The sequence below is a fragment of the Streptomyces sp. NPDC007157 genome (assembly GCF_040634235.1).
Classification (GTDB): Bacteria; Actinomycetota; Actinomycetes; order Streptomycetales; family Streptomycetaceae; genus Streptomyces.
In genome coordinates, this window is sequence record NZ_JBEYFE010000006.1 from 362743 (window position 1) to 377418 (window position 14676).

The 14676-nt window shown below is 70.4% G+C and carries 13 protein-coding genes; 2 read left to right on the forward strand and 11 right to left on the reverse strand.

Features of this window, described 5'->3' with window-relative positions; translation table 11 throughout:
* Positions 1-3: 3 nt before the first annotated feature.
* The gene (locus tag ABZ642_RS14110; protein ID WP_360482244.1) at positions 4-573 is read right to left on the reverse strand and encodes a dienelactone hydrolase family protein; all 570 of its coding nucleotides are present in this window, start codon (positions 571-573) and stop codon (positions 4-6) included.
* A 102-nt stretch (positions 574-675) separates the two neighbouring features.
* On the opposite strand from ABZ642_RS14110, the gene ABZ642_RS14115 reads away from it, so the two are divergent.
* Positions 676-1788: a mechanosensitive ion channel domain-containing protein gene (locus tag ABZ642_RS14115; RefSeq protein ID WP_360482505.1), complete on the forward strand. Its 1113-nt coding sequence runs from the start codon at positions 676-678 to the stop codon at positions 1786-1788.
* A gap of 15 nt (positions 1789-1803) precedes the next feature.
* Here the strand turns inward: ABZ642_RS14115 and ABZ642_RS14120 are convergent, their stop codons facing one another.
* The 6 genes from ABZ642_RS14120 to ABZ642_RS14145 form a co-directional block, all read right to left on the reverse strand.
* The gene (locus ABZ642_RS14120; RefSeq protein ID WP_360482247.1) at positions 1804-2544 is read right to left on the reverse strand and encodes an SDR family oxidoreductase; all 741 of its coding nucleotides are present in this window, start codon (positions 2542-2544) and stop codon (positions 1804-1806) included.
* Positions 2545-2648: 104 nt separating this feature from the next.
* Positions 2649-4235 (reverse strand): Na+/H+ antiporter, encoded by a 1587-nt coding sequence (locus tag ABZ642_RS14125; protein WP_360482250.1) that lies wholly within the window; start codon positions 4233-4235, stop codon positions 2649-2651.
* 74 nt (positions 4236-4309) lie between these two features.
* Positions 4310-4780, reverse strand: coding sequence for a GNAT family N-acetyltransferase (locus ABZ642_RS14130; protein WP_360482253.1), 471 nt, complete (start codon positions 4778-4780; stop codon positions 4310-4312).
* Positions 4777-5721, reverse strand: a complete 945-nt coding sequence (locus ABZ642_RS14135) for an RluA family pseudouridine synthase (RefSeq protein WP_360482256.1) — start codon at positions 5719-5721, stop codon at positions 4777-4779. The genes ABZ642_RS14130 and ABZ642_RS14135 overlap by 4 nt, the downstream gene beginning before the upstream one ends.
* A 69-nt stretch (positions 5722-5790) precedes the next feature.
* Entirely contained in the window at positions 5791-6399 is a 609-nt protein-coding gene (gene lspA, locus ABZ642_RS14140) for a signal peptidase II (RefSeq protein WP_360482259.1), read from the reverse strand.
* Positions 6400-6466: 67 nt separating this feature from the next.
* A complete protein-coding gene (locus ABZ642_RS14145; RefSeq protein WP_360482262.1) occupies positions 6467-7402 on the reverse strand; it encodes a TraR/DksA C4-type zinc finger protein in 936 nt (311 codons plus the stop codon).
* Between the two features lie 602 nt (positions 7403-8004).
* Here ABZ642_RS14145 and ileS point away from each other — a divergent pair.
* Positions 8005-11142 carry an isoleucine--tRNA ligase gene (gene ileS, locus ABZ642_RS14150; protein ID WP_360482265.1) on the forward strand — a complete coding sequence of 1046 codons (3138 nt, stop codon included), beginning with the start codon at positions 8005-8007 and terminating at the stop codon, positions 11140-11142.
* A gap of 342 nt (positions 11143-11484) precedes the next feature.
* Here ileS and ABZ642_RS14155 read toward each other — a convergent pair whose 3' ends face one another.
* From ABZ642_RS14155 to ABZ642_RS14170, 4 genes are all read right to left on the reverse strand, one after another.
* A complete protein-coding gene (locus ABZ642_RS14155; RefSeq protein ID WP_360482268.1) occupies positions 11485-12795 on the reverse strand; it encodes a DivIVA domain-containing protein in 1311 nt (436 codons plus the stop codon).
* A 55-nt stretch (positions 12796-12850) separates the two neighbouring features.
* A complete protein-coding gene (locus ABZ642_RS14160) occupies positions 12851-13135 on the reverse strand; it encodes a YggT family protein (protein WP_046729537.1) in 285 nt (94 codons plus the stop codon).
* A 50-nt stretch (positions 13136-13185) separates the two neighbouring features.
* The gene (gene sepF, locus ABZ642_RS14165) at positions 13186-13827 is read right to left on the reverse strand and encodes a cell division protein SepF (protein ID WP_360482271.1); all 642 of its coding nucleotides are present in this window, start codon (positions 13825-13827) and stop codon (positions 13186-13188) included.
* Positions 13828-13953: 126 nt separating this feature from the next.
* Positions 13954-14673 carry a YggS family pyridoxal phosphate-dependent enzyme gene (locus ABZ642_RS14170; protein WP_360482274.1) on the reverse strand — a complete coding sequence of 240 codons (720 nt, stop codon included), beginning with the start codon at positions 14671-14673 and terminating at the stop codon, positions 13954-13956.
* Positions 14674-14676 lie beyond the last annotated feature (3 nt).

Consider the following 14676-nt stretch of genomic DNA (forward strand, 5'->3'; position numbering starts at 1 on the left):
CACCTACAGCGTGTCGAGGAAGCCGAGCGCCACCCGCCAGGTGGCCTCGGCGGCCTCCTCGTCCCAGTCCGGCAGCCCGGGGTCGGTGTAGAGGTGTCCGGCGCCCGGGTACCGGTAGATCTCCACATCGGCGCCGGCCCGGCCCATCTGCAGGTACCAGGCGCTCAGCCAGTCGTCCGTCTCGAAGGCGTCCGGTTCGGCCACGTGCAGCTGGACCGGCAGCTCGTCCACCGAGACGTTCGGCGCGATGTCCGAGGTGCCGTGCAGGAGCAGCAGCCCACGCGCCCGCTCGTCGCCCAGCGCCAGCGTCTGTGCGATCGAGGCGCCCAGCGAGAACCCCGCGTACACCAGTCCGCGCTCCGAGTAGGGCGCCGCCGCCAGCACGGCCCGCTTCAGCAGCTCGTCCTTGCCGATCGACTCGTTGAACTCCATGCCCTCCTCGACCGTGTCGAACGTGTGCCCCGCGAAGAGGTCCGGCGTCCACACCTCGTGCCCCGCGGCACGCAGCCGGTCCGCGGCCTCGCGCACCGCGGGCCTGAGGCCATGGGTCGAGTGAAAGAGCATGATGTTCATGCGCCCATGGTGCCAGCCTGCACCGACGGCACTTGTGACGCCCTCGACACCGGTCGGCATGTTCAGGACCCCGTCGATCTGGTTACGTTCGGACCCATGGACATGGAGAACCTACTCCGCCCGCTGATCGTGGTCGGCGGCGCCGTCGTCCTCACCCTGCTGATCGGCTGGGCGACCGACCTGCTGCTGCGCAAGGCCGACGCCCGGCACAGCGAGACACCCCTGTGGGGGCTGCTGCGCCGGGCCCGCATCCCCTACCAGCTGGTGCTGTGCGCGGCGCTGCTCAGAGGCTCCTACGGCAAGGCTGAGCTGCTCCTGGGTCACCGGGTCGCCGTCGGTCAGATGCTGACCCTGGTGCTGATCGGGTCGGCCGCCTGGCTGGTGGTGCGGATCGCGGCGGCCGTCGTCGACACCTCGTACACCCGCTATGCCCGGGGCCACACCGACGCGGCCCGGGTCCGCCGGGTACGCACCCAGGTCTCGCTGATCATGCGGGTGGTGACGGCGATAGTCGGCGTGATGGCCGTGGCGGCGATGCTGCTGACCTTCCCGGCGATGCGCGCGGCCGGCGCCTCGCTGCTGGCCTCCGCCGGGATCCTCGGCATAGTCGCCGGTGTGGCCGCCCAGTCCACGCTGGCGAACATGTTCGCGGGTCTGCAGATCGCCTTCGGCGACATGGTGCGCCTCGGCGACACCGTCGTGGTCGACGGCGAGTGGGGCACGGTCGAGGAGATCACCCTGACCTTTCTGACGGTACGGACCTGGGACGAGCGGCGGATCACCATGCCGGTGTCGTACTTCACCTCCAAACCCTTCGAGAACTGGTCCCGGGGCACTCCGCAGATGACCGGGGTCGTCTACTGGCACCTCGACCACTCGGCGCCGATCGAGTCGATGCGCGAGAAGCTCCGGGACATCCTGCGCGAGTGCCCCGCCTGGGACGGGCGGGACTACAGCCTGGTCGTCACCGACGCCACGCCGAACACCATCCAGGTGCGGGCGCTGGTGACCGCCAAGGACTCGGACGACGTGTGGAAGGTCCGGGTCGTGGTCCGCGAGCAGATGATCACCTGGCTGTCCGCCGAGCACCCCTACGCCCTGCCCCGGGTGAACACCGCCGACGCGGTCCTGCCGCCGGGCGGGATCATCCCCTCCCAGGACGGGGCGGCGGCCCGGCGTCTGCACGAGCCGCCCCGCACCGGCCGCGGCGCCTGACCGCTCTCCTTCCCGTCAGTGGCCGCGCTCGGCGCCGCCGTTGACCTGGACGATCTGCGAGGTGACGTGTCCGGCGGCCGGGGAGGCCAGCCAGTGCAGGGTGGCGGCGACGTCGCCCGGTATGCCGGCCCGCCCGGTGGCCGTCTCGGCGACGAGCCGGGCCCGCCGCGCCTCCTCGACCGGGCCGCCGAAGAACTCGGTGTCCTCGACGTACCCGGGCGCGACCACGTTCACGGTGACCCCGCGCGGTCCCAGCTGCCGGGCCAGGTCGTGGGCGTACGGATGCAGGGCCGCCTTGGCGGCGGCGTAGGAGCCGGTCCCCGAGCCCCGGTAGGCGGCGATGGAGCTGAGGAACAGCACCCGTCCGCCGGGGTCGGCGAGCCGGTCCTTCAGTGCCTCCGTGAGCAGGACGGCGGTCAGCGTGTTCTGCTGGAAGTTTCCCGTCCAGGTGCGGGCGACGGCGTCGAGCGGGTCGCCGGCCTCCGCGTCGGGCGCGAACGCCGTGTTGCCTCCGGCGCTGTGGACGAGCACGTCCACGGTGCCGATCTCGTCGGCGACGTACCGTGCCACGCCCCGTACGCCGGCCGGTTCGGTCAGGTCGGCGGCGTACCAGAGCGCCCCCGGCACCCCGGCCTGCTCCAGCACCTCTCTACGCCGCCCGAGCAGCAGCACCCGATCCCCGTCGGCGGCGAACACCCGCGCCGCGGCGAGCCCGATCCCTGTTCCGCCACCACTGATCACAATGTTCCGAGCCATGATCCGAGACTACGAGCGCACCGCCGACCCCGCCTTCGGATATCCACAACGGCCATACGTTTGTATTACTGCACGTGTGTATTACCGCGCTCGGGGGCGGACGGTCAGCGCAGGCTACGGACGTCCAGATGCCGCAACACCCGGTCCACGATCTCCGGATCCGCCCCCGGCTCGCTCCGCGCTGCCAGCACCTCGTGCCGCGCCGCGCTGAGCATCTCCTGCTGGATCCGCCGCAGCCGCTTCAACCGCCTGGCCCGTTTGTCGTGCCCCTCACGCCGCTCGTCCTCCACCACCTCGGGGCTGATCCGGAACCCGATCTCGAAGGCCCGCCGCAGCATCTGCTCCGTCACCTCCTCCGGCAGGTCCTCGACCTGCTCGATCTCCTTCAGCCGCCGCCGTGCCGCCTTCGCCGCCCGGACCGCCAGTTCCTTCTCGAACTCCTTCTCCTGGTCGGTGTCGGCCCGCACCCCCAGCCGCTTCACCAGCCACGGCAGGGTCAGCCCCTGGAGCACCAGTGTTGCCATGATCACGCCGAACGCGATGAAGACGATCTCGTCCCGGTCCGGGAAGGGGGATCCGTCGTCGGTCCTCAGCGGAACGGCCAGGGCCAGCGCCACCGACGCCACCCCGCGCATCCCGGACCACCACATCACCACGGTCTCCCGCCAGCTGGTCGGGATCTCCTCGTCGTAGTCCCGCCGGGCGTGCAGCCGCTTGGTCAGCCAGGTCGCCGGCAGCAGCCACACCAGCCGGACCACGACGACCACGCCCACGATCGCTGCCGCCCAGCCGAGCAGTTCGCCCCAGCGGCCGGACGCCGTACGGATCGCGTTGTGCAGCTCCAGGCCGATCAGCCCGAACGCGACCCCGGTGACGAGCGTGTCGACGATGTCCCAGAAGGTGTATCCGGCGAGCCGGGTCATCACGTCGTCGGCGTCGGTGGCGTACTCGGAGATGAACAGCGCGGTGGTGAGCACGGCGAGCACCCCGGAGCCGTGCAGTTCCTCGGCGAGCACGTACGAGGCGTAGGGGACCAGCAGGGTCAGGCCGATCTGGAGGGTCGCGTCACCGAGGACGTCCATCAGCTTGTTCGCGCCCCAGCCGAGCACCAGCCCCACACCGACCGCGACCACGGCGGACAGCAGGAAGTCCAGCCCGGCCTGCCAGGGCGAGAAGGCGCCGCTGACCACGGCGGCGATCGCCACGTGGTACAGGACGATGGCCGTGACGTCGTTGAAGAGGCCCTCGCCCTCCAGGATCGACACCAGCCGGCGCGGCAGACCGAGTTGCCCGGCGACGGCGGTCGCGGCGACCGGGTCGGGCGGGGCGATCAGCGCGCCCAGCGCCACCGCCGCGGCGATCGGCAGCCCCGGCACGATCGTGGTGGCGACGACGGCCACGCACAGCGTCGTGACGAACACCAGGGCCACGGCGAGCAGGAGGATCGGCCGTACGTTGGCCGTGAACTGCCGCCACGACGTCCGCCGGACGGCGGCGTACAGCAGCGGCGGCAGCAGACCGGGCAGGATCAGCTCGGGCGGGATGTTCACGTTCGGCACGAAGTCGGCAACCGCGAGGACGATGCCGAACAGAGTCACCAGGATGGGCGCCGGCAGCCCGAGCCGGTCTCCCAGCGGGACGCTCACCAGGGCCCCGAGCAGCAGCACGAACAACAGGGCCAACTGATCCACGGCCAGCGCTCCGGGAGTCGATGATCACACGGCGGGCCTCAAGCCTGCCATGCGGTCTTCCGGCATGGGCCGCGCTACAGGGCGCGCCGCATCCCCCGGTGCGGGATGCCCGCCTCCTCGTACTCCGGGCCGTAGGGCTCGTAGCCCAGCCGCTCGTAGAAGCCCAGCGCGTGCGTCTGCGCGTGCAGGTCCACCGCGCTCAGGCCACGCGCGCGTGCCGCGTCCTCGATGGCCCGGACCAGGGCCACGCCTATGCCGAGTCCGCGGGCCTCCTGGGAGACCGCGAGCCGGCCCAGTGAGCCGAGGGACGGATCGCCGCCGGTCTTCTCCGGGGCCGTCTCGCCGTACAGCAGCCGGCCGGTGCCGAGCGGTACGCCGTCCTCGCGGATCGCGAGCACGTGCAGGGCCACGGGGTCGTACTCGTCGTACTCCAGGTCCTCGGGGACGCCCTGTTCGACGACGAAGACCTGCTTGCGTACGGCGAAGCACGCCTCCAGGTCGGCGGGGTCCTCGGCGACCCGCACCTCGTACGCGCGCGTGCTCATCCGTACGTCTCCTCGCGGACCTGGTCCAGCGCCTTGCTCAGGTCGGCCGGGTAGTCGCTCTCGAACTCGACCCAGTCACCGGTGCCGGGGTGCTCGAAGCCGAGCCGGACCGCGTGCAGCCACTGCCGGGTCAGGTGCAGCCGCTTGGCGAGCGTCGGGTCGGCGCCGTAGGTGAGGTCGCCGACGCAGGGGTGGCGGTGGGCCGCCATGTGGACGCGGATCTGGTGGGTGCGGCCGGTCTCCAGCTTCACGTCCAGCAGGGAGGCCGCGCGGAACGCCTCGATGAGGTCGTAGTGGGTCACCGAGGGCTTGCCGTCGGCCGTGACCGCCCACTTGTAGTCGTGCTGCGGGTGACGGCCGATGGGGGCGTCGATGGTGCCGCTGGTCGGGTCCGGGTGGCCCTGCACGAGCGTGTGGTAGCGCTTGTCGACCGTGCGTTCCTTGAACTGGCGCTTGAGCGAGGTGTACGCGCGCTCCGACTTGGCGACCACCATCAGGCCCGAGGTGCCGACGTCGAGGCGGTGCACGATGCCCTGGCGCTCGGCGGCGCCTGAGGTCGAGATCCGGTAGCCGGCGGCCGCCAGACCGCCGATGACGGTCGTGCCGGTCCAACCGGGGCTGGGGTGCGCGGCCACGCCGACCGGCTTGACGATGACGACCACGTCATCGTCGTCGTACACGATCTCCATGCCCTCGACGGGCTCCGCGACGATCTGCACGGGCGCGGGCGCCCCGGGCATCTCGACCTCCAGCCAGGACCCGCCGCTCACCCGCTCGGACTTGCCGACCACCGCGCCGTCGACCTGGACCTTGCCCGCCGCCGCCAGCTCGGCCGCCTTGGTGCGGGAGAAGCCGAACATCCGGGAGATGGCGGCGTCGACGCGCTCGCCCTCCAGGCCGTCGGGCACGGGCAGGGTTCGGATCTCGGGAAGCGTACTCACCCGTCGAGTATGCCGGACCGCGCCGACAGCGCCGTACGCAAGCCCGTCCGGACCCCGCTCCGGCCCCGGTCAGTCCTTGTGGACGGTGCCGTCCGGGTCCAGGCCGCGGAAGGAGAGCAGGACGATCAGGATGCCGCCGCAGACGATCGCCGAGTCGGCCAGGTTGAACACCGCGAACCCCTTGGGCGCGATGAAGTCGACGACCTGGCCCTCGAAGACGCCGGGCGAGCGGAAGATCCGGTCGGTGAGGTTGCCCAGCGCGCCGCCCAGCAGGAGGCCGAGGGCGACCGCCCAGGGGAAGCTGTAGAGCTTGCGGGCCAGCCGGAAGATCACGACGATCACGGCCGCCGCGATCACCGTGAAGATGATCGTGAAGGCGCCGCCGAACCCGAAGGCCGCGCCCGGGTTGCGGATCGCGTGGAACTCCAGCCAGTCGCCGATGACCTCGATCGGCGCGTGGTGCTCCAGCTTCGCGACCACGATCATCTTGCTGACCAGGTCGAGGGCGTACGCGAAGGCGGCGACCGCGAACAGCACGGCGATCCGGCGTCCGCGCCCGGGGCGTCGTTCTTCGCCGGCCCGCTGCTGCTCCGCGCCGGACACGCCGGGTGCCGCCGTCTCCTCACCGCCGTCGTCCGGAGTGTCCGGCGTACCGATGATGCGCTCCGCCTCTGCCACGTGAGTCCCTCAACCTAGGTGCCTGCCTCGGGACGAGACTACGGCACGCCCCACGCGACCCCGATGCTCAGTAGCGGCGTTCCTGCTTCTGCTTGCACTCGACGCACAGAGTCGCCCTCGGGAAGGCCTGCATCCGGGCCTTCCCGATGGGGTTTCCGCAGTTCTCGCAGAGTCCGTAGGTGCCCGCGTCGAGCTTCCCGAGGGCCCGCTCGGTCTGTTCCAGCATCTCGCGCGCGTTGGCGGCCAGCGCCAGCTCGTGCTCGCGGGTGATGTTCTTGGTGCCGGTGTCGGCCTGGTCGTCACCGGCACCGTCCCCGGAGTCCCGCATCAGACCGGCCAGGGCGCTGTCGGAGGCGTCCAGCTCGGTGCGCAGCCGCAGTGCCTCGGTCATCAGCTCGGTGCGCGCCTCCTCGACCTCATCCGGCGTCCACGGGTCCTCGCCGGGACGCACCGCGAGTTCGCCCGGAGCCGCCGCGGCGACCCGCGCCTTGGGGACGGCGGTCTCCGCCGCCGCAGTGGCCGAGCCAGGGGTCTTCTTCGCAACCACTGTCGTGGCTCCCGTCTGCTTCGCGGCCCGCGCCGCGCCCGCTTTCTTGGCCGTGCTCTTCTTGGCCGTGCTCTTCGCCGCCGCGGTCTTCGTCGCCGCGGCCTTGGACGCGCTCTTCTCCGGCTTCCCCGCGGCGCCCTCGGCAGCCGCGGTCGCCTTGTCCCCGGCCGCCCCCGACTCGGCCGCCGACGTCCCGGCCGCCTCCGACTCCGCGGCTCGCTTCCCGTCGGCTCGCTTCCCGTCGGCTCTCTTCCCGTCCACTTTCCTCACCGGCGTCTTCTTTGCGACCGTCTTTCTGGCGGAACCCTTCTCACCAGCCGTTTTCTCCGCCACGACGGTCTCCCCCGCGCGCGTGCCCCGCTTTCCGCCGCCCCCCTTGGTGTCGCCGTCGGAGGCAGCCGCGACCTCGGACCGGCCGGACGCCGACTGCTGTACGGCGGTCTTCTTCGCCACCATGGCCGCGGCCCCTTCACATATTGTGATCTTGCACGCGAATCGTGCTGGGACGATAAATCGACCTGAGTCCCTCGGCAACGGGGCACGCCGCCCGATCCGCCTGCCCCGCACCCCCCACGCAGCCGGTATGCATGCGTTGTGCCCAGCTCCCCGCCCGGTAATCCGCCGAGCCGGACATCCCAGGATGCGAACACGCGTACCGCGCCATTCGGGTCATCTCGGCAGGTGGACGGCCTGGCGCCGCCGGTGCCCGGAAAACGGGTCGGCCGCTGTCCGTGCGGCGCCGTACACTGGGCGGAGCGAGAAGCGTGGATGGGGACGAGTAGCGGCGTACGCAGCCCAGAGCGACCCGGGGACGGTGGGAGCCCGGGGGCGAGCGCGACGTGAAGATCACCCCGGAGCCGCCGGAAGAAAGCCGTGCAGGACCTGCTACGGCGAGTAGAACCGGTTTCGCGACCCCAATGAGGGGGCTCACCGGCGCGCACGGCGACCGGGGAGCCAAGGAGGGTGGTACCGCGGGAGCGCGCCGCACACGGCGTAGGCAGGACAAAGCTCTCGTCCCTCCGACGGAAGGCAGCAAGTCCGTTGGAGGAAGCTCGCAGATGACAGCGCCGACGTACCGCCAGGTGCCCGCACAGGTCGACCTGCCCGCCCTCGAGCACGCCGTGCTCGACTTCTGGCGCGAGCAGAAGATCTTCGCCAAGACCCTGGAGCAGTCCGAGGGCCGCCCCGAGTGGGTGTTCTACGAGGGCCCGCCCACCGCCAACGGCATGCCCGGCGCCCACCACATCGAGGCGCGTGTCTTCAAGGACGTCTTCCCCCGCTTCCGCACCATGCGCGGCTACCACGTGGCCCGCAAGGCCGGCTGGGACTGCCACGGCCTGCCCGTGGAGCTGGCGGTCGAGAAGGAGCTGGGCTTCAGCGGCAAGCCGGACATCGAGAAGTACGGCATCGCCGAGTTCAACGCCAAGTGCCGTGAGTCCGTGCTCCGCCACACCGACGCGTTCTCCGAGCTGACGACCCGCATGGGCTACTGGGTCGACCTCGACGACGCGTACGTGACCATGGACCCCGAGTACATCGAGTCGGTGTGGTGGTCGCTCAAGGAGATCTTCGACAAGGGCCTGCTGGTCCAGGACCACCGGGTCGCCCCCTGGTGCCCGCGCTGCGGCACCGGCCTGTCCGACCACGAGCTGGCGCAGGGCTACGAGACGGTCGTCGACCCCTCCGTGTACGTCCGTTTCCCGCTCACCTCCGGTCCGCTCGCCGGCCAGGCCTCGCTCCTGGTGTGGACGACCACCCCGTGGACCCTGGTGTCCAACACGGCGGTCGCCGCGCGCCCCGACGTCACCTACGTCGTCGCGACCAACGGCGAGGAGCGGCTCGTCGTCGCCGAACCGCTGGTCGCCAAGGCGCTCGGCGAGGGCTGGGAGACCACGGGCCAGACCTTCACCGGCGCCGAGATGGAGCGCTGGACCTATCAACGTCCGTTCGAGCTGGTTGAGTTCCCGGAACCGGCGCATTACGTCGTGAACGCGGAATACGTCACGACCGAGGACGGCACGGGTCTGGTCCACCAGTCCCCCGCCTTCGGTGAGGAAGACCTCAAGGTCTGCCGCGCCTACGGCCTGCCGGTGGTGAACCCGGTCCGCCCGGACGGCACCTTCGAGGAGGATGTCCCGCTGGTCGGCGGCGTCTTCTTCAAGAAGGCCGACGAACGCCTCACCGAGGACCTGTCGCAGCGCGGCCTCCTCTTCAAGCACCTGCCGTACGAGCACAGCTACCCGCACTGCTGGCGCTGCCACACCGCGCTGCTCTACTACGCGCAGCCGTCCTGGTACATCCGCACCACGGAGATCAAGGACCGGCTCCTTCAGGAGAACGAGAAGACGAACTGGTTCCCGGAGACCGTCAAGCACGGCCGTTACGGGGACTGGCTGAACAACAACATCGACTGGGCGCTGTCCCGTAACCGCTACTGGGGCACCCCGCTGCCGATCTGGCGCTGCGAGGACGACCACCTCACCGTCGTCGGCTCCCGCGCGGAGCTGACCGAGCTGACCGGCACCGACCAGTCGGGGCTGGACCCGCACCGCCCGTTCATCGACGAGGTCACCTTCGCCTGCCCGCAGTGCCGGAAGACGGCCACCCGCGTGCCGGAGGTCATCGACGCCTGGTACGACTCGGGTTCGATGCCGTTCGCGCAGTGGGGCTACCCGTACAAGAACAAGGAGCTGTTCGAGAGCCGCTACCCGGCCCAGTTCATCTCCGAGGCGATCGACCAGACGCGAGGGTGGTTCTACACCCTCATGGCGGTCGGCACGCTGGTCTTCGACAAGTCGTCGTACGAGAACGTGGTCTGCCTCGGCCACATCCTCGCCGAGGACGGCCGCAAGATGTCCAAGCACCTGGGCAACATCCTGCAGCCGATCCCGCTGATGGACCAGCACGGCGCGGACGCGGTGCGCTGGTTCATGGCGGCCGGCGGCTCCCCGTGGGCGGCCCGCCGGGTCGGCCACGGCACCATCCAGGAGGTCGTCCGCAAGACCCTGCTGACGTACTGGAACACGGTCGCCTTCCAGGCCCTGTACGCCCGTACGTCGAACTGGGCGCCGAGCGCGGCGGACCCGGCTCCGGCCGACCGCCCGCTGCTGGACCGCTGGCTGCTCTCCGAGCTGCACGCGCTCACCGACCAGGTGACCCAGGCGCTGGAGGCGTACGACACCCAGCGCGCCGGCAAGCTGCTGTCCGCGTTCGTCGACGACCTGTCCAACTGGTACGTCCGCCGCTCGCGCCGCCGCTTCTGGCAGGGCGACAAGGCCGCGCTGCGCACGCTGCACGAGGTCGTGGAGACCGTCACCAAGCTGATGGCCCCGCTGACCCCGTTCATCACCGAGCGGGTCTGGCAGGACCTGGTGGCGCCGGTCACCCCGGGCGCACCGGAGTCGGTGCACCTGGCGGCATGGCCGGATGCCGATCTGGGCGCGATCGACCCGGAGCTGTCCAAGCAGATGGTTCTGGTACGACGGCTCGTGGAGCTCGGCCGGGCCACGCGCGCGGAGTCGGGCGTCAAGACCCGTCAACCGCTGTCCCGGGCGCTGGTCGCGGCCGTGGGCTTCGACGCGCTCGACCCGGAGCTGCACGCGCAGATCACCGACGAGCTGAACGTCTCCTCGCTGGCGTCGCTGTCCGAGGTGGGCGGCTCGCTGGTGGACACCACGGCCAAGGCCAACTTCCGGGCGCTGGGCAAGCGGTTCGGCAAGCGGGTGCAGGACGTGGCGAAGGCGGTCGCCGCGGCGGACGCGGCCGCGCTGTCGCTGGCGCTGCGCGAGGGCACCGCGTCGGTGCAGGTCGACGGCGAGACCGTGACGCTGGCGCCGGACGAGGTGATCATCACGGAGACGCCGCGTGAGGGCTGGTCGGTGGCGTCGGACTCGGGTGCGACCGTCGCGCTCGACCTGGAGATCACGGAGGAGCTGCGCCAGGCGGGGCTCGCCCGGGACGCGATCCGGCTGATCCAGGAGGCGCGGAAGAACAGCGGGCTGGACGTGGCCGACCGAATCGCACTGCGGTGGGTGTCGACCGACCCGGCGGTGATTGCGGCGTTGGCCGAGCATGGCTCGCTGATCGCCGACGAGGTACTGGCGACGGACTTCACCCAGGGCGAGGCCGACGGCGGGTACGGCGAGCCGTTCGTGGACGAGGGGCTGTCTCTGACGTTCCGGCTGCGGAAGGCGTAGTCGCCGACCTGACGTTCCGGCCCGGGAAGGCGTAGCCGCCGACCCTGGTGAGAAAGGGCCCGGTCTCCACGGTGGGGATCGGGCCCTTCTCGTATGCGCGGACCGGAGCAGGTCGGGGATCGGGCCCTTCTCGTAGGTGCGGGTCGGGGCAGGTACCGTGCGCGGTTCCCCGCGCCCCTTCCGGACCCCCTCCGCACACCTGCGGGTCGGCGCCCTGAGCGTGCGCGGTTCGCCGGGTGGGGCCGCGCAACGCGCATAAACAGGGCGGGACCCCGGTTGGTGAACCGGGGTCCCGCCCTGTGGTGCTCTGCCGATGCCTACGGCGTTGCTACGCGCCCGCCGTCAGTTGTCGTCCTCGTCGATGAGGAAGCCGCGCATCGGGGACGGCGCCTGGCCCATCGGAGAGGGGCCCTGCGGGCGTACCGGCGCCATCGGCTGGGTCATCGCCGGCGTCATCTGCTGCTGGCCGCCGTAGGACGGCGGAGCGGGGGACGGGCCGCCCATCGGCTGGTTGCCGCCGTAGGACGGGGCACTCGCGCCGGCCGGGGCCATGGAGGGCGCCGGGGACGGCGGGAGGGAGGCCGCGGCCGGGGTACGCGGCGGCGCCAGGGAGTCGTCGGCCTGGGTCTCCAGCTGACGCAGCTGCGACTCCAGGTACGACTTCAGACGCGTGCGGTACTCGCGCTCGAAGCCTCGCAGGTCCTCGACCTTGCGCTCCAGCGTGGCGCGCGCGGACTCCAGGGAGCCCATGGCGACGCGGTGCTTCTCCTGCGCGTCCCGCTCCAGCGCGTCCGCCTTGGCACGGGCGTCACGCTCGAGACCCTCGGCGCGGCTGCGGGCCTCGCCGACGATCTTGTTGGCCTCGGAGCGGGCCTCGGCGATCGCCTGGTCGGCGGTCTGCTGAGCCAGCGAGAGGACTCGGGCGGCGCTGTCGCCACCGGGGCCCTGACCGGGGCCGCCCATCGGACCGCCCATGGGGCCACCCATCGGGCCACCCATCTGCTGCTGCATGGGGGGCTGGCCACCCATCGGGCCCTGGCCCATGCCCTGACCCATGGGGCCTTGACCCATGGGGCCCTGGCCCATCGGACCGCCCTGGCCCATCGGACCCTGGCCCATCGGACCCTGACCCATGGGGCCCTGGCCCATCGGACCGCCCTGGCCCATCGGACCCTGACCCATCGGACCAGGACCCTGCGGACCGCCCTGGCCACTGGGACCGGCCGGCAGCTGCGGGGCGCCGCTCGGCAGCTGCGGGGGGCCACCCATGGGGCCACCCATCTGCTGCTGCGGCGGGCCCGATATGCCGGCGGGCACCGGAGCGCCGGGACCTCGCATGCCCTGCTGCGGCATGCCACCCTGCTGCGGCATGCCGCCCTGGGGCATACCACCCTGCTGGGGCATGCCGCCCTGAGGCATGCCGCCCTGCTGGTCCTGCGGCTCCGGAGGCTTGCGCATGTTCTGCTGGTTCTGGGCGGCCGCGCGCGTGGCCGCGGCCAGTTTGGCGCGCAGGTCCTCGTTCTCGCGCAGCAGGCGCGTCAGTTCGGCTTCGACCTCATCGAGGAAGGCATCGACCTCGTCCTCGTCATAGCCTTCTCGGAGGCGGACGGTCGTGAACTGCTTGTTCCGCACGTCCTCGGGGGTCAACGGCATCTCTTCACCTCAACGTAGTCGTCGGCATCGGCAAGACGGTAGGTCACATCGCTCATCACAGCCGACCAACGATCGCGATCAGGATGTAGACGATGATCATCAGTACGAAGAAGGACAGGTCGAGCGCCACGCCCCCGAGACGCAGCGGCGGAATGAACCGCCGCAGAAGCTTGAGCGGTGGATCGGTGACAGTGTAGGTGGCCTCAAGTACGACCACCATCGCCTTGCCGGGTTGCCATGAGCGGGCGAACTGGAACACGTAGTCCATGACCAACCGGAAGATGAGCACGATGAGGAAGCACATCAGCGCGATGTAGATCACATCCAGGAACACGCTCATGGTTCGTGCTTCCCTCTCCCCTGTTCCGTGCTTCGTACCGGTGTTGCGTCTCAGCTCTGGTTGAAGAACCCGCCCTCTGCGATGCGGGCCTTGTCCTCCGCCGTGACATCGACGTTAGCAGGCGACAACAGGAACACCTTCTGCGTCACCCGCTCGATGCTGCCGTGAAGACCAAACACCAAACCGGCCGCAAAGTCGACAAGTCGCTTCGCGTCTGTGTCATCCATCTCAGTCAGATTCATGATCACCGGGGTGCCCTCACGGAAGTGTTCCCCGATGGTACGGGCCTCGTTGTAGGTCCGGGGGTGGAGCGTGGTGATCCGGTAAGGCTCTCGTTCCGACACGACCTTGGGCATGATCACCGGTGCGTTCTTCTCCAGGCTCGCGCGTTCTTGTGTGATGGACGCCACGGGGGCGATTCGCGCCGGGCGTCCCGATTCCGCGGACAGCGATGCGGAATGCGACACCGGTTCACGCGGCGCCGGCGGTTGTACCACTCGTACCGAATCGTCCCTTTGGGACTGGTGTGCACCGTGGGACTGGTGTGACGGCTCATGCCGTCGGTGGTCCCGTTCGGGCTCCGGGTCCAGTTCGGGCTCGAAGTCGTCGTCGGGGTCAAATCCGCGGCCGTCGTACCCATCGTCCTCCACGAGGCCGAGGTAGACCGCCATCTTGCGCATCGCGCCGGCCATGCTCTGAGTCCTCCGCTCTGTGGTGGATCGGTGACGACTGCCAAGTCCCGCGATCCACGTGGCCGTTGTGCCCGTCTTGGGCCGCATTGACCATATTTTCTGCTGTGGTCCGACTTCTTGGCGACGTTACCCGAGCCTGGGGCGGACGCCGAGTACCGCAGTGCCGACGCGCACATGTGTCGCCCCGGCGGCCACGGCTTCCTCGAGGTCCGCACTCATCCCTGCGGAGACCATGTTCGCAGCCGGATGGGCTCGGCGCAGGTCGGTCGACAAATCCATCAACCGCTCGAACGCCGCCTGTTGGCGCCCCGCGTACTCGCCGGTGAGCGGAGCGACGGTCATCAGTCCGCCGAGCCGCAGTCCCGGCGATCCGGCGACCAGGTCGGCCAACTCTTCGATTCCGCCCGGCGCCACACCACCGCGCTCACCCCTTCCGCTCGCACCCGCGTCGAGCGCGACCTGGAGGAGACACCCCACCTCGCGCCCGGCCCGCACCGCCTCCTTGGACAGCGCCTCCACGAGCTTGGAACGATCGACGGACTGCACGAGATCCGCGTAACCCACCACGGATCGCACTTTATTGGTCTGCAATTGACCAACAAAGTGCCAAACAAGAGGCAGATCGGCACATTCAGCAGCCTTGGGGGCGGCGTCCTGGTCCCGGTTCTCGGCGACATGGCGCACGCCGAGTTCCGACAGAATCCGCACATCGCTCGCCGGGTAGGTCTTGGTGACCACGATCAGGGTCACCTCCGCCCGCTTGCGCCCGGCCGCCGCGCAGGCGGCGGCGACGCGTTCCTCCACTTTCGCCAGGTTTCCGGCGAGTTCGGTCCTACGGTCCGTCATGCC